Raw genomic sequence first — 25052 nt, forward strand, 5'->3', positions numbered from 1 at the left:
TTTTCTTATAACTCTCTTACTACGACTGATTTTGCCATTTTGTCGTGCCAGCCTTGTTTTTTAGCGTCAAATGCCACCCAAAAAAGACCAATACCAAATACTAAAATTGATGGAATATAGCCAATATATCGAATAATACTTTGCATGACTGTGAGCTTATTACCTGTTTTTTCATCTAAAACTTTTAAGCGCATCAAACGTTTGCCGGGCGTACCTGCAAAATACAACCAACATAAAACTGAATATAAAAAAGGAAATCCGTAGTTCACAATCAGGTCAAACCAATAGTTTTGTGGCTGACTACTTAAGCCTGTAGCAAATACTAAGTCGTAATCTCCCCGATAAAAAATCCATGCGGCTGGAATAATTGCCAAACAAAGAATAAGACTATCAATAATCATTGCGCCAAATCTTAACCAGAACCCTGCATACTCATACTTATAAGTCATGCTCACCTCACTTTGTTATTGTTTAATAGCTAAAATGGTCTTACTACTTTACTTTTATCCTAAATGAAACCTTTTTATTTTTAAATACTTAAATAAATTTTAAATTTCTTACTTTTATATTTTATTGTAATTATTTTGATCAAAAATATCATTAACCACATATCTATACAAAAACTTAATTTAATCTTTTAAAAACTGACATTTTTTTATGTCAGTTATATCAAAATATGTTTATAAATAAATTAAATTACAAATAAATATTATATTTATTGCCAAAATAAAATATCTATTTTAAATTCTTTTTTTAATAAAAGTGCTGCAAATAATAGAGCCAATCCGATTGTAATTAAAAAAACACTTAAACTGATTAATCCATAAACAATTGTTATACCGCCTAATATAGCTAAAATATAAAAAATAATTACACTGATTGTTGGCATTTCAATTTATTCCACTACTTAAAATAAAAGCAATTTATTCTATCGAGTTTATAAACGATTGCTGTTTTCAAATGTTGATTACACTATTATTTTGTATCATCATACATTAATAATGTTATTAAACTTATTTAATGTTAATTTAGTTTAATAGAAAGTGATGAAGTTCACATAAGTTTTATTTAATTTCAAAATAATGTTTTTCAGTCACAAGTTTAATTTTTAAGTTTTTATATAAGCGTTCTTTTGAGTCTTCTAGTGAAGGAACAACTTTTTCTGCAAATTTATCTTCAGTCATCAGTCTTGCATAAGTTTTGTAGCCAATGATTAACTTTTGAGGTTCTTTACCCGTTTGACTAAACTCTTCAATGAGTTTATTGACTTTCTTTGCTGTTAAATCTGCCATCTTTCTTAGCCCCCCTTTAATTTACTATTTTGTTATACGGCTTCTTTGTGACAGAAATATGAACCGTAATTTTTTGTAATTTTCATGTAAATATTAACAATTATTGGTCTACAGCATACTTATCAGTTCAAAACCAGCAAAGCAATCAATTCAACTATTTGATTTATATTTATTTTATTTAATTTCAATTACTTTTAATTGAATAGATGTCTCCATAGAATGAAATATGTTAATCTTTAATTAATAAAAGCTTCATACATATAACAACTGTAAATAAGAGGAATAACATCATGAATTACCAACATATTATTGTACCAGTAGATGGTTCTGAGATTTCTTTAGCAGCAGCTCGACAAGCAGCTCACATTGCAAAAGCATTTGGTAGTAAATTGACCGCCATTAGTTTGGTTGCGGTAGATCCTTTTAGTGGCGTAGATTTTTATTACATCTCACCTGTTGTAAAAGATTATTTTGTTGAAGCACGCGCCAACGCAGAAAAAACTCTCGCAAAAGTTAAAGCTTTATGTGCTGAAGAAGGTATTGATGCAGAGACTCAAATCATCCAAGGTGAAATTTCTTCAGATGGTATTTTGAAAGCCGTAGAAGACTTAGGTTCTGATTTAATTGTGATTGGTTCGCACGGCCGTAAAGGTTTCCAAAAACTAATTTTGGGAAGCTTTGCTCAAGATGTTTTAAATAGCACAAAGATTCAAGTTTTAGTCGTAAAAGAGTAAAATACTTGAAAGATAAAAGCCCAATCCTATGATTGGGCTTTTTAATAAAATAACTTATAGAAATTTTACACCCACTAAAAAACCGTATAGAATAGTTCACTATTCCATCAATTTCGTGAGTCACGCCAATGAAGTAAGTCTTTTTTCTCATCAATTTTTTCTTTTTTTGATGTGCAAAATAGACTATTTTTGTGATTTACCGTCTCTATTAAAAATTATCATTCTCCTATTTTGTACATCCTGTATTTATGAGGTTTTTTATGACTCAGCAGGCATGTGTAATATCGCAACTTACCTTAGAGTTCCCTTCAAAGGTAATGTTTAAGCGTCTAAATTTTAGTCTTGAATCGAATCAGGTATCTGCCCTAATTGGTCGTAATGGCCAAGGCAAATCTTTGCTTATGCAATTGTTAAATGAGACGCTTACATTAGATTCAGTTGTTACATCAGGGCAAATATCCTGGCATTTAAAACATGCGTATTTACATCAATTGCATCGTTTGACAGCACTGACGATTGCTGAAGCCTTAGATATCTTAGATATTTACGACGCTTTTAAAAGAGTTGAACAAGGTAATTCCGACTTCGATGATTATGATTTATTGGAAGGTAAATGGGACTTGCCCACTTTATGGAACAACCTTTTAGAATCTGCTGGTCTACCAACAGATTTAGATTTCCCAGTTAAAAATTTAAGTGAAGGTCAAAAAACCAAATTGGCTCTAAGCTGTTTATTTTTAAAATCAGACCACTATCTATTACTTGATGAGCCTAGTAATCATCTAGATCAGGAATCTAGACAATGGTTAATCGATCATTTAAAAAAACACCCAGCAGGTAGTCTTATCATTAGCCATGATCGGACTTTATTAAATGAAGTCGACCATATTTATCATTTAAATGAACATGGTCTACATCACACCACCGGAAATTATGAAAAATTTTATGGGCAGTATCAAACCAATATTGCAGCTCTAGAGCAATCTATTCAACAGAGCCAACGTGAAGTTAAGCACATGAAGCAAAAGCAACATGATGTATTAATGAAAGCTCAAAAACGAGAGCGTGCTGGCAATAAATTAAGAGAATCAAATTCTAAAGCCAAGATTTTGCTCGACTTTAAAAAGGAACAAGCAGGTCAAAGCATAGCTGCTATACAGTCTCAACATCAGCGACAAATTTCAAACAGTCAAAATGATTTAAAAGATAAGAAATTGTTTCTCGAAACGGTTAAACCTCAACAGTTTGTCTTCCCGTCTTTTCATAAGAAATCTGGTGAAATTCTGCGGATTAAAAAATTGAAACTGAAACATGGTACTCAAAAACCCATTGATCTAGCTGTACAAGCAGCTCAAAAAATTCGCATAGCAGGAGAAAATGGTATTGGAAAATCAACTTTACTTAAGGCAATTCATGCACAGAACAATCAACCCTGTGACAGCATTCACTTATCTGTAGAGTGTTTCTATCTCGACCAGAACTTTAGCTTTTTGTGTGATGAAATCACTGTTATTGAAAATTTATCTCACATGAATAATGAACTTTCAGAACTCGAATGGAGAAATTTGCTAGGTCAACTTCGAATTCGTGGGGATAAAGGTACCCAACTATTGTCTCAGTTAAGTGGTGGTGAAAAATTAAAAGTAGCTTTATTGGCTCTTAGCCAGTTAAACCCTGCACCTGAACTTCTGTTATTAGATGAACCAGAAAATCACTTGGATATTGAATCTAGAGAACTACTTGCTAATGCTATTGAGAGTTATGAAGGTGCGGTATTGCTCGTTTCACACGATCAACTGTTTGTTGAAAGCTCGGGCATTCATGAGTCATTTTCCTTAACGTAATAGTTAGTAATATACCAATTTTCAAATTTACTAGTTCTCATTTGAGAGCTAGTAAATTCCATCAGTTATTATTTTTTTACGTTATTTAATAATTCAAGATCTAGATTATATTTGACAGTTTTATTTTTACGAGCACTATTACGTATTTGATAAACTTGAATAATATAATCGCCGTCAACTGGTAAAGTAAGCTCTCCATTAAAACCTATAGTTGAGCCAATTAATAATGCGTTATCTTTACCTGGCTTCTTACCAGGTGCAAAAATATTAATGTAGGCTAAATTCCCCAGACTATTGATATCAAATTTTAATATTTGGCCTTTTTTTGCATAAATTCTATACCTTACATCATCGTAGCCCTGAAATTTTCCAGTTAAAGTGGTATGTGGTGAACTTTGTAAAAAATTAACTTTTTGCTCATTATTTTTGGCATAGATAGTGAGCGAAGTAGCTGAAATAAGCGTAGATAGTAATAATGTTTTAATGATTTTCCTCAATTTATTGACCCTCGAAATTATTTTTACAATGATTATATTAAAAATGATTTTTATAAAATTTTACTTTATGTATGAGTTTGATGAGTAGTAGTTGCTTTTTATAACCAGTAACAAATAAAGTATCTTAGAAATCTAAATTATCTTTCTTTTCAATAATTATTTAAAAGTTAAAGTATATGAATAATCTATAAGTCTGGAAGAATTTTTAATGAATATTATTATTCGTGATGAGCAAGCCGAAGATATTGAAGCCATTGAAGAATTGACAAAAGCAGCTTTTCAAAATGCTGAGCACACAAGTCATACCGAGCATTTTATTGTTAATAGTCTAAGAGATCACGGACAACTTACTATTTCTCTAGTTGCAATTGAAGATGAGTCTATTATTGGACATATTGCTATTTCTCCGGTTGAGATTAGCTCAGGCGAAATAGGTTGGTATGGTTTAGGTCCTATCTCTGTTCATCCAAATAAACAAGGATGCGGTGTTGGCTCGCTTCTCATCAATAAATCACTAGAAAAGTTAAAACAACTTGGCGCTCAAGGATGTGTTTTATTAGGTGATCCAAATTATTACAGCCGATTTGGTTTTAAAAATTATCCTGAGCTAATTTTTCCTGATGTACCGAGTGAATATTTTCAGGCTCTAACTTTTTCGGGCAATATTCCAAAAGCGAATGTCACATACCATGAGGCTTTTAATGCGACGCAATAATAAAAACTTACTATCTTCAAAAGAAAACTCCTAAAAATAGGAGTTTTCTTTTTCATTGGTTTTGAACAAAATTTACTTAAATATCAGCTTTTATTTAACACGCTCAATTTGGAAAACTTCAATATCGGTAGGCTTAACTCTATGCTTATCTACCTCACCAACAACACGTACTTTATCACCTGCTTTTAGTTCAAGAGGTTTCCATAAGTCATCATCGATATCAATTATGATTGAACCAGTTGCGTCTTTTAACTCAAAATGATCCCCAGCAATATGCTTTACGATCGTACCAGTTAAAGTTACTCCAGATTCATCAGCCAACGTTTTTACTTTGGACACTGTAACTACATTTTTTGTTGCCTCTTTTAATAAAGCAGCATCTGGTTTAGCTATCACCGCACTACTTCCTAATAAAGCAAATCCAGCCAATGCTGTTAAAAGTATTTTTTTCATGACAATTACCTACTTTTTAATATTCTTAGTTATATAAACAAATTCTTTTAAAGTTATAGATTTAGCTTTTGTGGCTTTTTGTATCTTATTAGGGTCTTTGTTTAATGAGAATAAATAGTAACATTAAAAAATTCTTTAAGTTCTCTTTTCCCACAACTATTTTATGGCCTTTATTTTTTCGTGAATTTACTTAAGAAAGCTTTTTCTTAAGTAAATTAAACTCAGCATTTAAATATCACTTCATTGTTAAGCAACAAGTTGTCCTAAATTCAATAAAATATTTATGGCTTCTGTCTCGTCCTCGGTTTGCATAACAATCATTCTGTCATAAGAAATTCCACCAACCTCAATATAAATTTTTGGATGGGGAAGCTGAGGAATATAGACTTTTAGTGGTTGATAAAGAGCAAGAAGATAACCGAATGAATCATAAGGATAATGATCATCTTTTAATGTCTTCTTTATGATGACATAGTTGTTCAATATATTTAAAATAAAACCGTATTCATTTTCAGAATGAAATTTAGCGTCCATACCTACCTCCTTGATTAGTTAATATTTTTATAATCAAACTTAAAGGTTAAATTTCTGATCTGAGGATATTTGAACCAATTTATTTTAAATATAGAGTTCTATTTAAAATAATTAGTGTCGAATTTAAATATATTTAAAACCAAGTGTATTAGTCAACATATTTTGAACAGTGCCATTAAAAATAAATCTTTTGAGTTACAAATCACAATTTAAGACAACAATAAAAAGATATAAAAAAACCCATCTTACGATGGGCTTTGGGCATTCAACTAGATTATGAATCTTTATCCATTGAATGAGGAGTTGTGGTTTTATCTTGCTGTTTTGTGTCGTTTTCACCTTGGCAAGCACTCACACTCAAAGAAATAAAGGCGGCTAAACCCAAGGTCGCTATAATTTTTGTCATGTTTCACCTCATGAATTGTTCAGATTAATGAGTTAATAAATACTTTTTATTAGTTTTACGATCAGCATAAGTTTCTAGGCTTTTTTGTAGATTTAGCGCAAAAATGTAAAGCTATTTAGTTTTAATTTTAAGTGCCCATTTAAAATTTAACTCACCAAGTTCAGAGCCCAGTACCTAAAATAAACTGAGATTAAATATTAACTGAATGCCTGAGCGTTTTGAGGAGTAAGTCATATAAGTGATCTACAGCTTTAGACTCCAAAGATGCCCGGCTTCGGTAAACAGCGACCTCCATAGGTTCTAAAGGTCCTAGGCCATGATCAGCACTTAAAATAGTTAAATGCTCAGGTGCACTACACTGTGTAAACACTGCAATTGCTAGACCACTTTCCACTGCTGCAATTTGGCCAGCTAAACTTGAACTGTTGTATACCACCCGATAACGGCGTCCCTGTAAAGCCAAAGAATTAATAGCACTCTTTTTGGCTTGACTAGTACTTTCATAAACTGCAATTGGGAGTGGATCTTCTCGCCAGAGTTCAAATTGTGGAGAGCCTACCCAAACCATTGGTTCATGAAATAAAAGTGTTCCTTGACGAGCGTTATCTCTCGAAATTAATGCTAAATCTATATCCCCAGTTTCTACCCGTGGTATTAACGAAGTAGACTGCTCACAAATTAATTCAATTTCAACACCTCCATAACGTGGAGCAAAACGCTTAAGTACAGGCGTTAAATATTTTGCAGCATAATCATCGGGCACCCCAAGGCGTATACGCCCCTTCAGCTCATCTCCGTGAAATGCCATTTGGGCTTCTGCATGTAAGTCAAGAATACGGCGCGCATAACCTAAAAGTAGCTGTCCTTGAGACGTTAATTCAATTTGTCGGTGCGTTCGTATTAAAAGTTGGCAATGTAAAGCTTCTTCAAGTTTTTTTATTTGCATGCTAACAGCTGACTGTGACCGATATAACTCCGGTGCTGCGTTTGATAACGAGCCTGTATCTACTACGGTGACAAAACACTTTAGCCAATCAATCTGTAAATTTTTTAAAGTCATTAGAATTTATCTATTCGATTTTCAAATAGTATATAAAAGAATTATGCGCTTTTCTTTATTTATTGCTTCTCTCATACTGAACTTATAAAAAGTTAAAACAGTTCATTTTTAAACGCCCCTAACGATGAATTGATTAACAACTGAATAACTCGTTAATCACTGTCCTTAATAACCATTTTATCACTTCGTATTTCTTAGGTATTACGCACTAGGAGGAGGTATTATGCGCCTAAATAAACAGTTGCTTGCGTCACAAAGTGCGACATCCACTTTCGTTTTACTGTGGGGAAGTGCTGCGATTTTTACTCGATGGGGGCTCGACAGTGCCTCACCTATAGCATTATTAATTCTGCGTTTTGCCACAGGTTTGTTTGTTTTGTTGTTAATTGCTATTTTTAGAAAAAGACTTTTACCTAAGCATGGAACTCGAAAGCAAGTTTTATTAACTGGACTACTGATTATTGCAGGTTATTCAATTTGTTATTTTAAAGCCATGGCTCACGGAGTCACCCCTGGTTTAATGGCCACAATCATGGGAATACAGCCAATCTTGACGCTTTGTCTTTTAGAAAAGAATTTACAAAAAGAGAAATTATTAGGTCTATTGATTGCTTTAGCCGGACTCATCCTTTTAGTGTGGAAAAGCTTAACTATGTCTTTTATCGCTCCAATCGGAATATTCTTTGCCTTAGCAGCACTGATCTGTATAACTTTTGGTGCCATCATGCAAAAAAACATTCAACAAGCCCCAACAGATGTCTTACCGCTCCAGTATGTAGTTAGCCTTGTAGTTTGTTTATTTATAGTTCCATTTGAACATTTTGAAATAACGTGGAATTCACAACTCATTATTTCGGTCTTATTCCTTGGAATTTTAATTTCTGTAGTTGCTCAACTTTTACTTTACCGACTTCTAAATCAGGGCAATCTTGTAAATGTGACCAGCCTATTCTATTTAGTCCCTGTTGTTACTGCACTTTTAGATTTTTTAATTTTAAGAAATAAGTTGCCCCTTGCAGGCTTAATAGGAATGATTGCAATTTTAATAGGCTTAACACTTGTATTTAAAAAGAAATAACTCATTTAAAGTACATTATAAAACCCTCGACTGAGGGCTTTATGCTGAGTTAAAGACTAGTCTAAATTTTTCCAATCTTTACCAATTTGAGCTAATGCTGGCAGTTCATCACTGTTAAAAACATTCGAGTTACGATCAATAGCAAATCGATAGATGGGCACAGAATCAGCTTCAGTTTTTTTATAGAAGCTGAAATTTTCAGTAATATGGTAATTGCTGGCTTCTGTGGATTTTACAGCTGCTCCTGAGGGAATATGAATATAACTTTCACATTCCACTTCAATATTATTTCCAGCAAGATCTTGGTAGGAAAATTTCATGTTTTGATCCTTTCTAAATTTTTATGATTGAGAAAAACTTAACATGCTATCTGGCTAGATTATTGAAACTTTTTTCAACTAATTGTTTAAGTGTGTGTATTTAGTTAAAACTAAAAAAGTTGTTCAAGATAAAAATCCTATTTCTAATACTTCTACTCTCTCTCACAATCCCAATACTTTAAAAGCTCGCTCATCAAGTTCTTTAAGCTCCTCAAGTGTATACAACCGTCCTTCTGGATCAAAAAACTTATCAAAGTCAAATTCTCCTTCTTTATATAGTTGATATCTTTTAGGCCCTAACCACTCTTTTTGAAAAAAATCATCTGTTAGTTTAAAAAACTCTTTAAATGACATATTTGCATCTAATTGGCCAATTAATTGTTCACGTTCATTTTTAGGAATATCCCTAAATTTTCTCTCATCCATAATGAAGGCTCGGTTGCCGACTAGCTGACCATCTTCATGAGTTGGAACTAGAATACTGCGACAATGAGGATGCAAAGGCGGAACTTTTTTTGTAGGATCATTGATATTCCACACACTACTATCAAGGGCTGCGCATACTTTTGAGGTTCTACCATCAAGAACACTTACAAATCTGACATATTCAAACTTTAACTGTTTATAGCTGTTTAAATAGGCCTGATTGGATATATGACTTCGAATCGTACGCACAGTTCGTTCAATATCAATCTTAGAACTATTTAATAGTCCATCTTCATATTTAAGGCGTTTAGTCCCTCGAATCCTTTGAATAATTTGTTGATTCGTTGCTCCAGTATTGAGGCCATCCCGAATTGCATACTCAACTCTTTGACGGGCTACCTCGGCAATTGTAGAAAGTAACTCATCCACCAATGCTCCACCCGCTAAAGGAACACGTTTAGCAGCTCTATAGAGCTGTTCACCTTTTAATTCTTTATGTTTGCCACTAAAAACTTTTGACATATATTTGGCTTCATAGACAGCCAATGCCACAGCAGAGATGGTAAAAGTATCCATGAGCAGATCGTTAGTGGTATTAAACCACTGAGAAATCAGTGCACGTATCTCTTTTAATGTGGCTGTTGAGTAAAGCCCGCCTGCTAGCGCTGTTTTTTCCTTTTCATTTAGTCCATCTAACAAATTACTTAACTTGGTAAGCATGTTAACTGTTTCGGAATTAAATAAATTAAGTAGTTCATTGACCGATCTTGAAGATGCTCGATATAGATAAGCTTGATGTTGAGTCAGAACATCAAAAAGTGATTTCTGATGAAGATTAACCATAAAAATTACCTCTACAGAATTGCCCTTTTTATTATTTTCTATTTGTTTGTCTTACCTTATGTAATTTGCTTATTATTAATATCTCTAGAATAAGTTATGACTAACAAGTGTACCTACGTAAAGTTATTTAGCTAAAAGCTTATCCTTGTAATTTATATCCTTATAAACTTGTCTCGTGTCTAACTACACCATCTCTTTAATGCTGAGTAAAACAGCATTACTCGGAATATTTTTAAGTATTTTCTTTTGTTGTTTTCGCCATTCTTTATGAAATTTTTTATCAGATTGTTCGGAAAAACTATCTCTATGCTTCTGACAAACAGTATCTTCTAAATTTGCTGATTGTATACATGGCCAATTGTTTAATTGAGGTGTTAAAACCGCATTACTCATCAATGATAGTTCTTCTAATCTAATTAAATTCATATTTACTTCCTTGCTTACATCCAGCTCCTGATGTCTTTAATATGTTCAAAACTTTATATTGAACCTTTAAAAGATAGCTATTGTTTTATTTCCTAAGCCAATCAGAGCCTACACAAATAGCACATCCATAAAAATGCAAAGTGCAAGTTTTGTGTATTGATTTACCAATGATGTAACTTGCTATACGCTCAAATAAATTAAGTTTAAATAGAATGAAAAAGGTATTTATAAGGTTTTCTTCTCAGTTGCTCCAATTTCAGATATACTGACCTTAGTATGAGATGAGCCTTATATAGTTCATTGGTAGATCAATGAATGACTAAGCCCTTTGCTTTCGAGCAAGGGCTTTTTTAATGCGTGTAATTTGGAAAAACTACTTTTATCTGACTCAGCAATTCAAGCCTCGGTTTGCCTTTACTGAACAGGTCTGTTAGATTGGTCTTGTTCATCAACTCCTATTGTCGATGAATACTGAAGCCTGATTCGTAGCATCAGGCTTTTTTTATGCCTAGATTTTATTAAAGATCGGAACGGCTTTTCTGATAAAAGCCTATAAAAATTAAAAAGACTCTACGATCCTAAAAACAATTTCTTTTCAATAGCGCGGCGTCTAACCAATCCAGCCAAACGCTTACCGCCTGCGTTTACCCATATATCAAATTGGTTTGCGGCCCCTTTGTAATCACCTGAATTTAATTTTTTTAATAAGGTCGATTTTTTAAAGGCTCCTGCCCCGATGTTATAACTTAGTGAGACTAATGCGTCGAATTGATTTTGCTTTAAAGGAACTTTTACAGCGCCATTGACTGCACGCTCAAATATTTTCAAATCATGCTGCATATATGCTTTGGCCTGCTCAAGAGTACATGTGTCACCTTTTTGAACGCTCAAACCGTTTGGGTATCTGGTTGTGCCATAACCAATGCTCCAGACACCTACGCCATCATCATAAGCACTGAGTCTTAATCCTTCAAAATTACAAATATGATTTATCCCTTCCTGACCCAGAGACATCTCATCTACCGCAAAACCAATTTCCTCATCGCCATTGTCTGTTGCGGTAGCAATCGGACTATTTGTAGCGGCACGTGACCGAGACTTGTTAGTAAAAAGCTTGCAAAGATAATCCAATATTTTTTGCATCTAATCCTCTGTTATCTTACTTGTTCTAGAAACATACAACCTCATATCTCTAAACTTCTTGCCTAGCTCTCATTTTTTAAGTCATTAATGATAATTTTTGAATAATATCTAGGATTTGTTGTTCCCAAAATACGCTAGAAATTAAAATGCCCAATATAAAATTGGGCTATAGATTATTCTTCGACTTCTATAGGATCGCCATCTTCAGGTCGAATATGTCGCTCACCATCATCTGCCGGATCGACACTAGAGCCATCTTTGGTAATACTGTTATACAACTCATCCTCTTTTTTATCATCGATAAATTCTTCATCTGCAAAATCAAGAGGCTCTTCATCACCATCAAAATTTAAGGGTTTTTCTTCATCTATCATGAGATTTATCCTTTACTTCACTTGTCTCATACCATGCTCAAATAATTAACAGATACATTCAACATGAAACAATCATCATTTATGTAACAGACACTTTAAGATACATATAACAAAGAAAACCGCCCTCGAGGGCGGTTACTAAGCTCTAAATTGTTAGAGATAATTGGCTTATAACTTTTATATATTTTAAGAAGGTAGTTTATTATTTTTAATATAATCATCTGATTTAAAATAATTAACAATCATTTCTGCATTTTCTTCTTTTACAGGTAAAGTAGTTACTGGAATATTTTCATTTCCCATACTAAAGCCTTGAGGGACCAATTGAGAAATAGGAGGAAATTTGGCTTTACCTCCCTCAGTGATTCTTTCAATAAATCCTGCAAGCCATAAAATAAACTCACCTTCATTATCAAACTTAGGCATAAGACTAAAATCAATTTTTACCGAGCCTTGCTCGATGGGCTTGGTTAAGCAGTCTTCAAAATTAATAAAATTATACTTTAATTTGAATTCAGTACCTTTTATCGCATTACGAATAAGCCCAACCAAACAATTTAAATTTTCTATTACATCATCAGAAAACAAGTTGTCATTTTTAATTTTTTTATAAACCTTATCTGCTATTGCTAGATATTTGGGCATCTTAAGCTCCTATCTTCTCATGCGTATATTTATATACTTCTTTAAACTATTATTTTTTTATGTAAGATAGGGTAAAACTCATCAACTAAATGTAAGAAATACAAGGTTTTTGAAAGTTAATGGCAAGGCATTTATCAAAAACATTTAAAAATGTGAAATATGCAACATAAAATACCAAAATAAAAGAAGATTTTGAAAAATTTTCTTTCAATTTATTTTTATAGATGAGCAATACTTCCAATACTAACTTACCATCCATTTTAGATGAAATATACTTATACAAGATATTAATTTACTAAGATATTTTTTAATTTTTATTGTTTTCAAGGTGATTCAAAATACTACTAATTTTTAAAAACAAATACCCGAAAAGTAGTCCATTAAATATAATAAAAAGACCAACAGTAACCATTTCTTTAGACCACACTTGGATAATATCTAAATTATCATTTCGAGTTTCAACTTGCCCGTATGACAAAATAAAAGCCAAGCCTAAGACAATTCCAAACAAAATCACAACCCATGCTACAACTGATGTAGTCTTACTTTCTTTAAAAGATTTCTTCACTTCACTCATAATTTTTCTTGATAAACTTCTAGATTTACATATTCTTTTATATTAATTCGCTATGTATTTAAAGTTTTATTTCTTTAACTTTTTGATAAAAATGTTATTAATTTTTATATTTTGTTTATCAAAAAATATTAATTAGTATATTTAATATTTCTGTAACCTCAAAATTTTAAAGTAAATAGTATTAAAGATATTTATAACAAAGGGGCGAATTTAATATAAATAAATGAAAATCCTTTAAATCCGCTCCTCATGTTTAGTAAGATCTTATTTTATTTTACCTGAAATTTAATATTGAATTTTCTTGCTTGTTTTCTTACTTCCGGATTAGATGGTAAAACAAATGGACTTGAACGCCAGATAGCTTTTTCAATACTTGTTTTAAATTTTTGCTCTTCTTTATCTAAAAAGATAATTTGCTCAATTTCACCAGTATCCGTTAAAAAGACTTTAACGCTTGCACTCATACCTGTAGAAGACTTGGGAATATCCCATGTTTTATAAATTTTCTTTTGATATTGTTTTTTATATTTTTCAGCCTCTGAAATAATTTTATTATCAGCCACTGGCGCAGGAGTGACTTGTTTGTGACCTGTGGCACACCCAACTAACAAAAATAAAGAAGCAACAATAGTGAAGTTTTTCATTTAAAACACCTTATTTTCAATAACTAAAATTTAACAGTTTAGAATTTAAAAAACCACCCAAAAGGTTGTATTAATCATTGATTATTATGAGTTAGCAAAGGTGGCATAACACCTTTGCTCCGTCCTTTTTAGTTAATATTTTATTTTTCTTTAAAAAGGAACTTCATAACGAAAATTTAGATTCGAATTTTCTGATATATTTATATTATAGACATCTCGATCAGTAAAAATCCCGTGTTCAGGTGTTTTAAAACTATTAAAAGCTTTATTCTCTGGAACTATTGGAGGTTTATTCAAATAATTTTCTTGAGAATTATATGGAGATGAAGCACAACCAATCAGCCCAAAACCCAATAAAGATATAACTAAAAATGTCTTCATAAATTTTGTCCACTTTGATAAAAGCTACACAATTTAACAAATTGAACTGCTATTGTCACACCAGAATAATTTAGTTTAACTTAACAATAAATATATCGAATGTATTTTAAAAACAAATAATTAATTTCAACTTCGATAAAAAAAATAAAGCTGGCACATATAAGTTTTCAAAACTGGATGTATTAAAGACCCTATTCTAATTTTAATATTTCCTTGATTTTTAACCAATGATCTACCTATTAATGTTTAGATTTTAAGGATTGTTATGCGGTTACATTTTATTGTTCATGAAGATTTTGAAGCGCCTGCGCATATGAAATTTGGGGCAAAATGAATAACTTCAAAATTACCTATTCAAGAGTGTATTTAAATGAAGTTTTGCCAACTTCTGTTGAAGATATTGACTTTCTTATTGTAATGGGTGGTCCACAAAGTCCTGATACTACATTAGATATGTGCCCTCACTTTAATTCAATAGCAGAACAAGCAATCATTAAAAAAGCAATTGAAGCAAATAAAGTGGTTATTGGGGTATGCCTAGGATCTCAATTGATCGGTGAAGCTTTAGGTGCCAAGTTTGAACACAGCCCTGAGCGAGAAATTGGTAAGTTTCCAATTATGCTTACAGAATATGGAATAACACATTCTAAGTTTTCTCACTTAGGAAAAATGGCCGAAGCTGGCCATTGGCATAACGACATGCCAGGCTTAACTCCCAACGCAAAAATTATTGCTTTTAGCGCAGGCTGTCCAAGACAGATTATTGAATATTCCAAATTAGTTTATGGCCTACAATGTCATATGGAATTAACTTCAGAAGTAGTTGAATTATTGATTCAACATTCAGAAGTCGAGTTAAATGATGCTCACAATTATAAATTTGTGAATACTCGTGAAGAATTACGGAAGCATGACTATCAAGAAATGAATCAAAACCTCTTTATTTTTCTGGATAAATTGAAAGAAGAATATTCAAAAGGATCTTAAAAAAATGAGTGTAAAAAGCCTTTTTAAATTGGCTTTTACACTCCGCTACAGATCTTATTATTTACCAGTTGATCAAGCATACTTGAAGTCAAACCTTCAAAAATTAAATTTTAATGTTACAATACAGTGATTTACCCAATTTCAATTGGACTCCCAAAGAAATGAATAGATTTTTATTAACTTTTTTATCTTTAAATATTGGGCTTTTTTCTTCTTCCATCTTTGCTGAAACAAACACATTTCAAACGAAACAAGAATATAACCGCCCTAGATTTAACCAGCATAAAAGTATGCTTGAAGTAAATGCTAACACTCAGAACCATCAGCTGACTGAACAGCAAAATTCATTTAATTCTCCTCATTCCCAAAACGTAGATTTTTTTGAAATTGCAAAACAATATCAAGAAAATGAAGCAAAGCCTTCTTCGTTTACTGATGAAACCGTGAATATGAGTGATCATGAGCGTAGTCTTTACTACATTAGACATCATGATAATGTGGGTATTCAAAGAGAAATTCGTGGCCAACAGTTTAAATCGCTAAAACAACAGCGAGATAAAGGTGTTATTTCTAATGATGTATATAAAGAAAAGGTCTACAAAATCTTAAATCAACCTAACTTTAAATAAATTTGAAGCCCTCTTCGGAGGGCTGTTCTATGAAAATGATTAGATAAAATCTATGTTTAGTTTTTCTAAAAAAAATTAAATTACATTTATAAAATTTTGTTACTTTTTCGCTATAATGATTATAATTATCGTTTAGGATTTCGATACATCAACATGGACCGCTCAACCCCTCTTTCACTCCCAAATTTCAAGTTCAAAGTTTCTACGCTGAGCTATGCAATCGGACTGGCTTGTACTTATTTAGCACTTCCTGCACATGCCGAAGATACAACGACCAGTGCATTACCGACCATCACCATTAAGGCACAAGGTAACTGGTTAGAAGAAGCAAATGCTGAAACTGTTCACAAACATGCTGGCGCTCGAACTATAGTTGACCGTAAGCGTTTAGATGAAACAGCGGCAACCTCAATTCGAGAAGCTCTAAAACAAGTTCCCGGAGTTCAGGCGCAAGACAGTAGTGGAACGGGTGGTAGTGATGTGTCTCTCAATATTGGGGTTCGTGGTTTAGCATCTCGCCTATCACCTCGCTCAACTGTTCTTGTTGATGGTGTTCCGCTTTCATTTGCACCTTATGGCCAGCCACAATTATCTTTAGCACCTGTTTCAATTGGTAATATTGAGTCAGTTGACGTAGTGCGTGGTGCAGGATCTGTCCGTTTTGGGCCTCAAAACGTAGGCGGAATTATTAACTTTGCGACCCGATCAATTCCTCAAGATTTTAGTGGAACTGTTAGCCTAACTTCAGAATACGCATCTGGCACTGACCAAGTAAAGTTCAGCCCTAATCTATTTATAGGGGGAACTTTAGACAATGGATTAGGCCTTGCTCTCTTGTATTCAGGGACTAAAGGAAATAATTATCGAGAAGCAAATAACAAGATTGATATCGATGATGTAATGTTAAAGTCTGCTTATCAATTTAATGATAAAGATTCAGTTGCTTTAAATCTGCATCATTATGAAGGTCGAGGCGAAATGCCAGAGGGTTTAACTCAAGCCCAATACGCAGAAAATCCGTATCAATCTTCTGGTGAAAAAAACTATTTTGCAGGTCGACGTACTGATGTCTCTTTACGTTATAACCATAAAGATGAAAAAAATAACTTCGAAGTTCTAAGCTACTACATCGACTCTTTCCGCACTAGTAATCTTGAGACCGTGTTAGCGAGTGGTGACAAGCGCCTCGACTCTGCTCCACGTGATTATAAAGTCTATGCAATTGAACCGCGTTACTCTCGTATTTATCAACTAGGTAATACTCAAAACGAAGTAACGGTAGGCTATCGCTACTTAAAAGAAGAAAGTTCTGAGTTTGCTGGACGTACTGCATCTTATGCAGCAGATTCATCAGCTCCAGATTTTGCCCCACGTAGCAGCAGCGAAGGTGGTACAAAAGCGCATGCGGTATATATCGACAACCGTATGGAACTGGGCCGTTGGACCATCACACCGGGCGTTCGATTCGAATCAATTGAAACCTATAATAACTTCACAGGTTATAACAAAGGACAACCTAATACTGTTTATCCAAAAATTGATTCAGACGAATTTTTGCCAAGTTTATCTGTGATGTACTCGGCAAATGAAAATTGGAATATATTTGCAAACGCTGGTGTATCTTTTGGTCCACAGCAATACAGCCAATTAGCACGTCTTGAAGGAACAACCGCAACGGCTACAACCGAAGGCTTACATCCTGAAAAATCGAATAACTATGAAATCGGAACCAAATATCTAGGCAATGGTTTAAATGCTGAATTTACAGTGTTCTATCTAGACTTTGATAAAGAGCTTTCTCTAGTACGTGATGCTGGTAATAACGGGATCTGGACAGACTTAGGGGCAACCAGCCATAAAGGTATCGAAACGGGTATTAGCTATGATTTCGGTCAATTAACAGATGCATTAGAAGGCTTAAAAGTATATGGCAACTATACTTTCACCAAAGCAGTAGCTGAAGCTGGTCAGTTTAAAGATAAAGACCTACCATTTTACTCACGTCATGTCGGTAATGTTGGGTTAGGTTATACCGTGGATAAATGGTCTTTAAATGCTGACATGTTTGCGCAGTCTAAGCAGCATTCACCAGATCTTCCTGATAGTAATGTCTATCAAACAGAAGAAACTGCTGATGGTAAATATGGAGATATTCCGGGTTATACCACTTTTGCGCTACGTACCTCTTATGACTTAAGTTCACAAGTTAAAGGTTTAAAAATTGCTGGCGGAATCAAAAACGTCTTTGATAAGCAATATTTTACGCGCTCAACGGACTCTACTGGCGGTAAATATGTAGGATTGCCACGTACTTTCTATCTACAAACCTCTTTTGACTTTTAAAGCCTAATTAAATAAAAAGCCCTCTCTTGAGGGCTTTTTATTTAAGCATTAAAGTCTTCGACAATTTAAGTAAGCATCGACATAAAATATTCTAATAACTTATCTCTTTCATCGATCTTATTCGCACTTAAAAGCTGAACCATTGCCCCATCAATCACAAATAAAAACATGTAGGCGTCTTCAACTGTAGCGGTAACTTTTACGGTTATAATTATTGTTTTCAGTCTTTTAACTTAATTTTATTTAATGTCTCACATAAAGCTTTTTTGTCAGCGTCTTTAAGTTGAGAATGCTGAACAGGCCACATATAACTACAGCCATGAGGTGCTTTGTTATGATTTTTCTTAAGTTCAACGGCAATATTTTTTAGAAGCTCAGTGTTCAAAGAACTAATTTTTAAACGTACTTCTGCTAAATCCTGTGGCTTCCAATTGCTTTCTGGACTCGACAACCAATCAGCCCTATAACGGTATTGAATGGCCTTGGCAACATTCATCTGCGTCATAATAAATGGCTTTACCGTTTCGCTATTTAAACCAAAAGATTCGGCTTCCGAAAGTGATTGATCCAGAACTTTCTTTTCTTGAGTTAAATCTTCAATAGGTAAATGCTGCTCTGCTTTATAACCTGCTACATCTTTCATATAGGATAAACGCTCGTTAACTAAACGAGCAGTTTGATCATATTGATATGCTTGGGCGAGTGAAGAAATACACATGAAAGCTGCCAAGGTCGACACTACTTGAACAGCTCGCTGAAAACTCTTTATATTCACCATTTAAAACCTACCGAAGTTATTGTTCTGTCGTCATTCCAGCTCCGTACTGTATTTCAAGAACATGTGAAAGTAAAACTTCAAGATAGGCTGAGTTCTTGGCTCCATGCAGAATCAGGTTGCTGATAGATGTGTTGGCACACTTGCTTAAGAGATGAGGTAAAGTGCGGATTTTGCCCCTCCCATTTTTCAATCATGCAATAACTAACATGAATGCCTTTAGGTTGAAACTCTCTGGCTAATGACTGTGCTAAAGCACGGATGCTTGCAAACATGCTTTGGCTTAACACATCGTAATGGGTCGAGTGATTAGAGGGTGCGCCAAGAAAAATAACTGTGCCCCGCTGTTGTTTAAGCATAGGTTTAATCACAGCTTGAGCGACACTTACTGCACTTAAACCTGTGGTCTGCCAACTGTGTTCAATCTCTTCTAAAGATAAAGCTTCAATATTGGGCGAAGATGAGAAACTCGGCTGAAATACAGAGAGTTCAATGGTATGCCCGTGTTTTGAAATATAACGCAATAAGCATTTTAAGTGATCTGCATTCACTAAATTTAAATGTACTGCTATCACGCCATCATTTATAGAATGTATTTTCATCTTTTGCGCGGTTGAATCATGCACAACTTGATAAAGATGTAATGGAAAATGTGCGTTTTTATCTAGAATTACAAAATCACGCTCAATCAGTTGAAGGTCATGACCAGCCACTACAACACAGCCCTGCTTTTTTTGAAATATTTTTTTTAGCATTTTAGTCTCTCAAAATTTTTCTTGATAAGGGCGTAAATCCAACTCATGTGTCCAGAGCTGAGGTGTTTGTTGGTAAAGCATCCAATAGTTTTCTGCTATTGCATCAATATTGAGTCCACCAGTTCCACGGGTAAGACGGGCTAACCGCCCTAAACCGAATAATGCTTTATTCACTCTATCGCCATTGACCATTCCATCAATAATCACATGAGCAATATGTATGCCTTGTGTCTTATAGATTTGAGCTAGATTTAATGCATAGGTTCTTAAAGCAGATTTCCCCATCGTAAAAGCAGCGAAAAAAGGTTTACCACGTAGAGATGCACTTGCTCCAGTAAAAATAAGCGTACCGTGATTTTGATCTTTAAAGATTTTTAGACAGCTTTGAGAAACTAAATAGGCCGATAAAAAAGTGGATTGCCACATTTGAGTAAAAAACGACAATGGGCTGCGTAAAAAGATAGAAGGAATATTCCCTCCCACGTTATGAATAACAACACTAATACGCTCATTTTGACTCGTGATTGTGTCAAATAAGGCCTGTACTTGATGTATATCTTCTGCATCTAAACGGAACGCGAAAGCTTCCCCTGCATTTGCATGGATTTCGGCAGCGACTGCTTCAATTTTCTGGAATGTACGTCCAGCGACATAGACTTTTAAGCCTTCTTTTGCAAAAAGACGGCTCACGGCTGCACCAATACCTTGTGATGCCCCGACGCCAATAACAACTGCACAATCTCGCTTTTTATCTAATATTGCTGATGTCATAGACGTTTCATCCTGTTTGTTTTTTATACCATACTGCAATAAAGGGGCGATCCAAAATTTCTTTACCAAATTTTTTACTTGTGCGAATCACTTCACCGAGTTGAGCAACTACGGCAATATCTGCAATAGTTTGACTGTCTCCAATTAACCATTCACTTTTTGATAAAACTTGCTCAATACGGTCCAGGTGTCTTATAAACTCTTCTTCAACATTTTCAGCTTTAATTCGTCCTAAGCCTTGAAAGAAAAGCTGCGTTTTTAATTCAGCCAAAATAAAACCTTTTACCAATGGTTTTTCATAAGCTGGACGACCAATGCTACTAATGCGAATCGCTTCTTTTAAAGCTTTTGAGTCATTTACGCGTAAATAGATTTCGTAAAAGTAAAGAGATTCATCCGCCCAGTCTTCCCACAGCTCTGCAAGTGCTTTTTGATTTGGATCTTCAGGGTAAAGCCGAGGTGTGTCTGGAAAAGCTTCATCTAAATAGCGTGCAATCCGAGTGCTGTCTTGAATTCGCTGACCATTATGGTCAATGACAGGTACTTTACCCACCTTACTTAGCAGAGGAACTTTCGCTCCAAGAATGCCGTTATAGTTAACTGTGTCAAATGGAATTCCCTTAAATCTCAAAGCCCTTGAAATTTTTTGACAAAATGGAGAAATTTCCCATTGATGTAAAATAATATTCGACATTTATTCACCTTTATTTTTAATTGCCTTTTATCTAGTTCTCTTTTAGAACTAATCAATAAATATACAGAATGTTTTTTTAAGTCAAACTATTTTTGATGACGAATAAGTTCCGAAAGCTAAGAATTATTTGATTTTTAATACTTATTTCAGAACATTTTTCAAGCGATATAATTTGAATTATAGGAAGCTCTGCCTTAAAAAGAACTTCCTATATAATAGATTAGAAAATTAATAAGTCACTGTAACAACAACACTATCAGAATAGACGCCAGGTCTACTTGCAATGGCGGTACCTTGCGGAATCTTTCCATAAACTGTAGTCGTTTGAGCGCTTCCTGTACCTGTTTTTGAGACTCCCCCTGTTCCCCCAACATTGGTTACGCCTCCCGTGGCATCCCATACCGTACTATAGTTAGAATCTTTATATAGCTGATAGGGAATAAATTCATTATTACTATTGATCATACGCCTAAAGCCCCCAGCTATACGGTTATTACCATCCCCTAAATAAATACTATATGGCGTTCCAAAATTACAGGTCGTATTCACTGCTCCTTGCGCTGTGTAATCACGACTCGTTGTACTAATATCATTGATATTTCCAAAATCAACAGTTGAGGTTGAGTTTAATTGGCACAGACTTGGGACCACAAAGTTTGCTGTTAGCAATGTATCGCCTGAATCCCAGCCACCAAGTAAATCACCACATGACAAACCCAAAAGATCCATATCCCAATACAACCGAACCGAAGCCGTATATGTTCCTTGAGGGTATGCAATGAGAGACCCCGTTCGAGCTGGTACTTTTATATTTACCGAGTAACTCACAATATTATTTGATGCGACTGTTGGTACTGGGCCATACCACACATTGGAGGTTTGGTTTGTGGTAGAAGACCCAGCTCCACCTACAGTTGCAGTAACCGTATACGGTAATGAAACACTGTTAATTGCATTTGTGGTTCCCGTAAATACGGTTTTCATACACATGAAATTAGAAATCTGGGGAAGTCCTAAATTCGTACAAGTAATTGTTCCTGAAAGGTTTACGGTTGCATCACTATTAATATTTGCTGCTGTGTAGGTAAAAGTGTTATTTGTGGTCCCACTTACCGTACAAGCTGCATGTGCCGGACTAAAAAATGCATAAACGAGATAAAATAAGCAAATGCCTACAAAATATTTTAAAGACAATGGAAAAAACTTATAGCTCTCTATTTGAGCCTTATTCATAATATTTAATGACATACATAAGGTCCCAATTTTTTAGTTGAGTACTGATTACTGTTATAAGTGAAGTCAACTTGGCAGGAGCCATGATCTAGAAGATCGACTTCAAGTTTGTTTTGCTTCAATAGGTTTGGAATAAACACTTCACCGTCATACCCAACCATCCCATCTTGCTGACCATTAATTCGAACGGCATAACCCGGCATTAACGGTGAGTTATTTTGATCAACCAGTTTCACTAATCCTGAAATGACCTGATGAGCACCAAAATCAACCAAAGTTCCTTGACGGTAACCCACGACTGTTTTTTGATCTGTAGATTTAACATTCCAATTCAGAGGAAGATACGATGGATCTAAATAAATATGGTTCACTTGATATGGCATGAGACTAGGAATCAGAAACCTTCCAGACTTGTCAGTTTCTCCCAGATTAACACCGCCATTTATAATTTGACTTTGTGGCCCAGCATTAGTGACAACAGCAAAGCCCTCTCCTATTTCATTGGCCACAAAGATACGTCCCACCGCCGCAACCAATGATCCTGTCGCTGAAAGTGCAACCTGATCGTTGTCTCCAAATCGGTTATAGCGTCCCGTCAGGTAAGCTGCCCGTGCTCGGTAAGATGCATAGACCGATGCATTGTTTTCATTCGCATCCTCATCTCGCTCAACATACCCCCCCCAGCCAAATGAACCAATTTGGGGTGCTGATAATCCAAATAATTCTTGGCGATACCGTAGGCTACCGCTGTCACTAGATACACTCGTGATCGCATTAACTTTACTGGACGGGGTATATCGCAGCGCAAAGTAAATTCCATAGTCCTTATGGTTTTCATAATCTTTATACGCTGATGCATAAAAACCCCAGTTCTTGTCCAAACTTCCACTTAAATTGGTAGACAGTAACTTATAAGAGTTATCGCTATATTTGATCTGGTTATAGCCCAGATAAACTCCATAGCCTGCATAAAAGTTATAATTAATCCCTGCCCTAAAAATCTCATCTGCCAATGCACTGTAGTTCAGATAGTTCTGTGACTCGGCATTGATCTGGTTATCTTTTAAATATCTCACTTGAGACACACGGGCTAGGTCAAAATAGTTATCAAATACTTTACGGTAACTGGTGTTAAATGAAATGTTCTTACTGATGCGCCCTTCTAAACCCAGCAAGGTAGAGTAACCGTTTTCATCTTTATACTGGCTCGCTGCAATGTCAGCATTGATCACCCCAATCCCTAAAATATTCTTGGCAAATCCTGTACCGAGGTTCGACAGGCCATCTGTTGAAGCTTCTGCACCACCACTTAAAGTCAGTGAGTTACTGTAGCCGTATCTGATCGCACCTGAGGCAAAGGTGGCATCATCATAATCGTTTGAATAGAGTCCATAGTTGTAGCGTGGAACCCCCACATCTACTGAAAACTCATTAATGCCTTTTGCCAGAATTTTGGATGAAAAATAGTACGGCTTTTTGGTAATGCTCTGCTTTCCGGTTGCATCGGTAGTCACAAGGGTGACTTCATTTCCTGAAATAAATGGGAGCTGTTTAATATCAAAGGGACCTGATGGGACAAGCCCAGAATAAATCTTTTGCTGGTTAACGTATAAATCTAGAGTCGAAGGAAGTGCCGCCGAGCCTGAAAATTGCGGTAGTGCCGAGGTAACAAGATCACCTCGTTGAGTATAAGCACTCGACCACTGGAAACCTGCCAGACGGACACTGCTTCCCCAATCCGGGCTGTTGGAAATAAAGTCCCCTAGGGTATATATCCTGATCTTTTCAGGGTCTACATACTGCCACTTACTTTCCAGTCGTACCCATTTTTCATGACTATAACTACTTTCATTACTACCGTTATATAAAACCCCTGATGAGAAGTTACCGATTGAGCTATTAAAGATCCCCTCAGCCGTACCTGAGAAAACGTTCTCGTCATTGGTTATGGTGTTATACAGACTGTAGTTCAAAATAGCCGCGTTTAAGGGTTTCATCTTTAGCAAATTGGGGCTAGTAATCTGCTGGCCACTTAAGTCGACTGAGTAACCCGTTAACATGTTCGATGGAACTTTTAAGTTTAAAGACTGCTCATTCTCGAGATATTTAAACTGAATTCCGTTTAGATCATTGATACATACCCACTGGTTATCTGGGATATGTTCATCTATTTTTAGTCTTAAAGTTCTTAAGGCACTAGAACGAATATATAGTTTTCCATCCTTAGATTGCTTTACAGCAACCAAATCTTCAGAAGCATTTGAGTTAATCGAAATATTTAAAAATAGATGAATGAAATTAAGATCTTGCTCATGCTCATTCGTTCCTACTTGTGTATATTCACTATTGCTACCTACAGATTTAGGAACACTGGGCACTGCAGTATTCGTATGATCTAGTAACTGTTCGGCAAAAGAATATGCAGGAAAATACGCAACACATAAGACACCTATAATGTATTTCATATAAGCCT

General features: G+C 34.8%; 29 protein-coding genes and 3 pseudogenes. 7 read left to right on the forward strand and 25 right to left on the reverse strand.

Annotated features, from left to right (window positions below; all coding sequences use genetic code 11):
• Positions 1 to 5: 5 nt before the first annotated feature.
• From RMA94_RS15775 to RMA94_RS15785, 3 genes are all read right to left on the reverse strand, one after another.
• Positions 6 to 449: an RDD family protein gene (locus tag RMA94_RS15775; protein ID WP_119685977.1), complete on the reverse strand. Its 444-nt coding sequence runs from the start codon at positions 447 to 449 to the stop codon at positions 6 to 8.
• A gap of 266 nt (positions 450 to 715) precedes the next feature.
• A complete protein-coding gene (locus RMA94_RS15780) occupies positions 716 to 889 on the reverse strand; it encodes a hypothetical protein (protein WP_005068723.1) in 174 nt (57 codons plus the stop codon).
• A gap of 175 nt (positions 890 to 1064) precedes the next feature.
• The gene (locus RMA94_RS15785) at positions 1065 to 1292 is read right to left on the reverse strand and encodes a hypothetical protein (RefSeq protein WP_002115208.1); all 228 of its coding nucleotides are present in this window, start codon (positions 1290 to 1292) and stop codon (positions 1065 to 1067) included.
• A gap of 290 nt (positions 1293 to 1582) precedes the next feature.
• Here RMA94_RS15785 and RMA94_RS15790 point away from each other — a divergent pair, with 290 nt between their 5' ends.
• Both RMA94_RS15790 and RMA94_RS15795 read left to right on the forward strand, forming a co-directional pair.
• Positions 1583 to 2026, forward strand: coding sequence for a universal stress protein (locus RMA94_RS15790; RefSeq protein WP_002115225.1), 444 nt, complete (start codon positions 1583 to 1585; stop codon positions 2024 to 2026).
• Between the two features lie 260 nt (positions 2027 to 2286).
• A complete protein-coding gene (locus RMA94_RS15795) occupies positions 2287 to 3870 on the forward strand; it encodes an ATP-binding cassette domain-containing protein (RefSeq protein ID WP_311083737.1) in 1584 nt (527 codons plus the stop codon).
• Positions 3871 to 3938: 68 nt separating this feature from the next.
• On the opposite strand, the gene RMA94_RS15800 is transcribed toward RMA94_RS15795, so the two are convergent.
• Both RMA94_RS15800 and RMA94_RS15805 read right to left on the reverse strand, forming a co-directional pair.
• Positions 3939 to 4367 (reverse strand): hypothetical protein, encoded by a 429-nt coding sequence (locus RMA94_RS15800; protein WP_057085748.1) that lies wholly within the window; start codon positions 4365 to 4367, stop codon positions 3939 to 3941.
• Positions 4368 to 4404: 37 nt separating this feature from the next.
• Positions 4405 to 4521 (reverse strand): annotated as a pseudogene (locus tag RMA94_RS15805) (hypothetical protein).
• A 54-nt stretch (positions 4522 to 4575) separates the two neighbouring features.
• On the opposite strand from RMA94_RS15805, the gene RMA94_RS15810 reads away from it, so the two are divergent.
• Positions 4576 to 5082, forward strand: coding sequence for an N-acetyltransferase (locus tag RMA94_RS15810; RefSeq protein WP_311083738.1), 507 nt, complete (start codon positions 4576 to 4578; stop codon positions 5080 to 5082).
• A 90-nt stretch (positions 5083 to 5172) separates the two neighbouring features.
• On the opposite strand, the gene RMA94_RS15815 is transcribed toward RMA94_RS15810, so the two are convergent.
• The 4 genes from RMA94_RS15815 to RMA94_RS15830 form a co-directional block, all read right to left on the reverse strand.
• Positions 5173 to 5535, reverse strand: coding sequence for a NirD/YgiW/YdeI family stress tolerance protein (locus RMA94_RS15815; protein WP_057070421.1), 363 nt, complete (start codon positions 5533 to 5535; stop codon positions 5173 to 5175).
• A 246-nt stretch (positions 5536 to 5781) separates the two neighbouring features.
• Positions 5782 to 6069 carry a hypothetical protein gene (locus RMA94_RS15820; RefSeq protein WP_057070422.1) on the reverse strand — a complete coding sequence of 96 codons (288 nt, stop codon included), beginning with the start codon at positions 6067 to 6069 and terminating at the stop codon, positions 5782 to 5784.
• A gap of 274 nt (positions 6070 to 6343) precedes the next feature.
• On the reverse strand, positions 6344 to 6475 hold the full coding sequence (locus tag RMA94_RS15825) for a hypothetical protein (protein ID WP_002114618.1): 132 nt from the start codon (positions 6473 to 6475) through the stop codon (positions 6344 to 6346).
• 190 nt (positions 6476 to 6665) lie between these two features.
• Entirely contained in the window at positions 6666 to 7535 is an 870-nt protein-coding gene (locus tag RMA94_RS15830) for a LysR family transcriptional regulator (protein ID WP_069036751.1), read from the reverse strand.
• 223 nt (positions 7536 to 7758) lie between these two features.
• Between RMA94_RS15830 and RMA94_RS15835 the strand changes: the two genes are divergently transcribed.
• Positions 7759 to 8613 (forward strand): DMT family transporter, encoded by an 855-nt coding sequence (locus RMA94_RS15835; protein WP_311083739.1) that lies wholly within the window; start codon positions 7759 to 7761, stop codon positions 8611 to 8613.
• A 56-nt stretch (positions 8614 to 8669) separates the two neighbouring features.
• Here RMA94_RS15835 and RMA94_RS15840 read toward each other — a convergent pair whose 3' ends face one another.
• The 9 genes from RMA94_RS15840 to RMA94_RS15880 form a co-directional block, all read right to left on the reverse strand.
• On the reverse strand, positions 8670 to 8933 hold the full coding sequence (locus RMA94_RS15840) for a hypothetical protein (protein ID WP_311083740.1): 264 nt from the start codon (positions 8931 to 8933) through the stop codon (positions 8670 to 8672).
• Positions 8934 to 9095: 162 nt separating this feature from the next.
• Positions 9096 to 10202, reverse strand: a complete 1107-nt coding sequence (locus RMA94_RS15845; RefSeq protein WP_311083741.1) for a minor capsid protein — start codon at positions 10200 to 10202, stop codon at positions 9096 to 9098.
• Positions 10203 to 10385: 183 nt separating this feature from the next.
• A complete protein-coding gene (locus RMA94_RS15850; protein WP_311083742.1) occupies positions 10386 to 10628 on the reverse strand; it encodes a hypothetical protein in 243 nt (80 codons plus the stop codon).
• A gap of 570 nt (positions 10629 to 11198) precedes the next feature.
• On the reverse strand, positions 11199 to 11771 hold the full coding sequence (locus RMA94_RS15855; protein ID WP_202724235.1) for a lysozyme: 573 nt from the start codon (positions 11769 to 11771) through the stop codon (positions 11199 to 11201).
• A gap of 173 nt (positions 11772 to 11944) precedes the next feature.
• Positions 11945 to 12145 (reverse strand): hypothetical protein, encoded by a 201-nt coding sequence (locus tag RMA94_RS15860; protein ID WP_311083743.1) that lies wholly within the window; start codon positions 12143 to 12145, stop codon positions 11945 to 11947.
• Between the two features lie 186 nt (positions 12146 to 12331).
• Positions 12332 to 12790: a hypothetical protein gene (locus tag RMA94_RS15865; protein ID WP_304594421.1), complete on the reverse strand. Its 459-nt coding sequence runs from the start codon at positions 12788 to 12790 to the stop codon at positions 12332 to 12334.
• 307 nt (positions 12791 to 13097) lie between these two features.
• Positions 13098 to 13367, reverse strand: coding sequence for a hypothetical protein (locus RMA94_RS15870; protein ID WP_017386729.1), 270 nt, complete (start codon positions 13365 to 13367; stop codon positions 13098 to 13100).
• Between the two features lie 269 nt (positions 13368 to 13636).
• The gene (locus RMA94_RS15875; protein ID WP_005068687.1) at positions 13637 to 14011 is read right to left on the reverse strand and encodes a TonB C-terminal domain-containing protein; all 375 of its coding nucleotides are present in this window, start codon (positions 14009 to 14011) and stop codon (positions 13637 to 13639) included.
• Positions 14012 to 14161: 150 nt separating this feature from the next.
• On the reverse strand, positions 14162 to 14392 hold the full coding sequence (locus RMA94_RS15880; RefSeq protein WP_005068685.1) for a hypothetical protein: 231 nt from the start codon (positions 14390 to 14392) through the stop codon (positions 14162 to 14164).
• Positions 14393 to 14657: 265 nt separating this feature from the next.
• On the opposite strand from RMA94_RS15880, the pseudogene RMA94_RS15885 reads away from it, so the two are divergent.
• The 3 genes and pseudogenes from RMA94_RS15885 (at position 14658) to RMA94_RS15895 (ending at position 18351) form a co-directional block, all read left to right on the forward strand.
• Positions 14658 to 15379: pseudogene (locus tag RMA94_RS15885) on the forward strand (type 1 glutamine amidotransferase).
• A 113-nt stretch (positions 15380 to 15492) separates the two neighbouring features.
• Positions 15493 to 16008 (forward strand): hypothetical protein, encoded by a 516-nt coding sequence (locus RMA94_RS15890; RefSeq protein ID WP_311083744.1) that lies wholly within the window; start codon positions 15493 to 15495, stop codon positions 16006 to 16008.
• 153 nt (positions 16009 to 16161) lie between these two features.
• Entirely contained in the window at positions 16162 to 18351 is a 2190-nt protein-coding gene (locus RMA94_RS15895) for a TonB-dependent siderophore receptor (RefSeq protein ID WP_311083745.1), read from the forward strand.
• A 65-nt stretch (positions 18352 to 18416) separates the two neighbouring features.
• Here the strand turns inward: RMA94_RS15895 and RMA94_RS15900 are convergent.
• The 7 genes and pseudogenes from RMA94_RS15900 to RMA94_RS15930 form a co-directional block, all read right to left on the reverse strand.
• Positions 18417 to 18560, reverse strand: a pseudogene (locus RMA94_RS15900) (TetR family transcriptional regulator); the annotation flags it as partial.
• A gap of 11 nt (positions 18561 to 18571) precedes the next feature.
• Positions 18572 to 19129: a chorismate mutase gene (locus tag RMA94_RS15905; RefSeq protein WP_311083746.1), complete on the reverse strand. Its 558-nt coding sequence runs from the start codon at positions 19127 to 19129 to the stop codon at positions 18572 to 18574.
• 77 nt (positions 19130 to 19206) lie between these two features.
• Complete coding sequence (locus tag RMA94_RS15910; RefSeq protein ID WP_311083747.1) at positions 19207 to 19881, reverse strand: SDR family NAD(P)-dependent oxidoreductase; 675 nt, start codon at positions 19879 to 19881, stop codon at positions 19207 to 19209.
• A gap of 9 nt (positions 19882 to 19890) precedes the next feature.
• Complete coding sequence (locus RMA94_RS15915; RefSeq protein ID WP_311083748.1) at positions 19891 to 20652, reverse strand: SDR family NAD(P)-dependent oxidoreductase; 762 nt, start codon at positions 20650 to 20652, stop codon at positions 19891 to 19893.
• Between the two features lie 7 nt (positions 20653 to 20659).
• Entirely contained in the window at positions 20660 to 21346 is a 687-nt protein-coding gene (locus RMA94_RS15920) for a glutathione S-transferase family protein (RefSeq protein ID WP_032038219.1), read from the reverse strand.
• A gap of 228 nt (positions 21347 to 21574) precedes the next feature.
• Complete coding sequence (locus RMA94_RS15925; RefSeq protein WP_017386760.1) at positions 21575 to 22594, reverse strand: spore coat U domain-containing protein; 1020 nt, start codon at positions 22592 to 22594, stop codon at positions 21575 to 21577.
• Entirely contained in the window at positions 22585 to 25044 is a 2460-nt protein-coding gene (locus RMA94_RS15930) for a fimbria/pilus outer membrane usher protein (protein WP_311083749.1), read from the reverse strand. Before RMA94_RS15930 ends, RMA94_RS15925 begins: the two co-directional genes overlap by 10 nt.
• Between the last annotated feature and the right edge of the window lie 8 nt (positions 25045 to 25052).

This window comes from Acinetobacter sp. V115_6 (assembly GCF_031799025.1).
GTDB classification, from domain to species: domain Bacteria; phylum Pseudomonadota; class Gammaproteobacteria; order Pseudomonadales; family Moraxellaceae; genus Acinetobacter; species Acinetobacter pittii.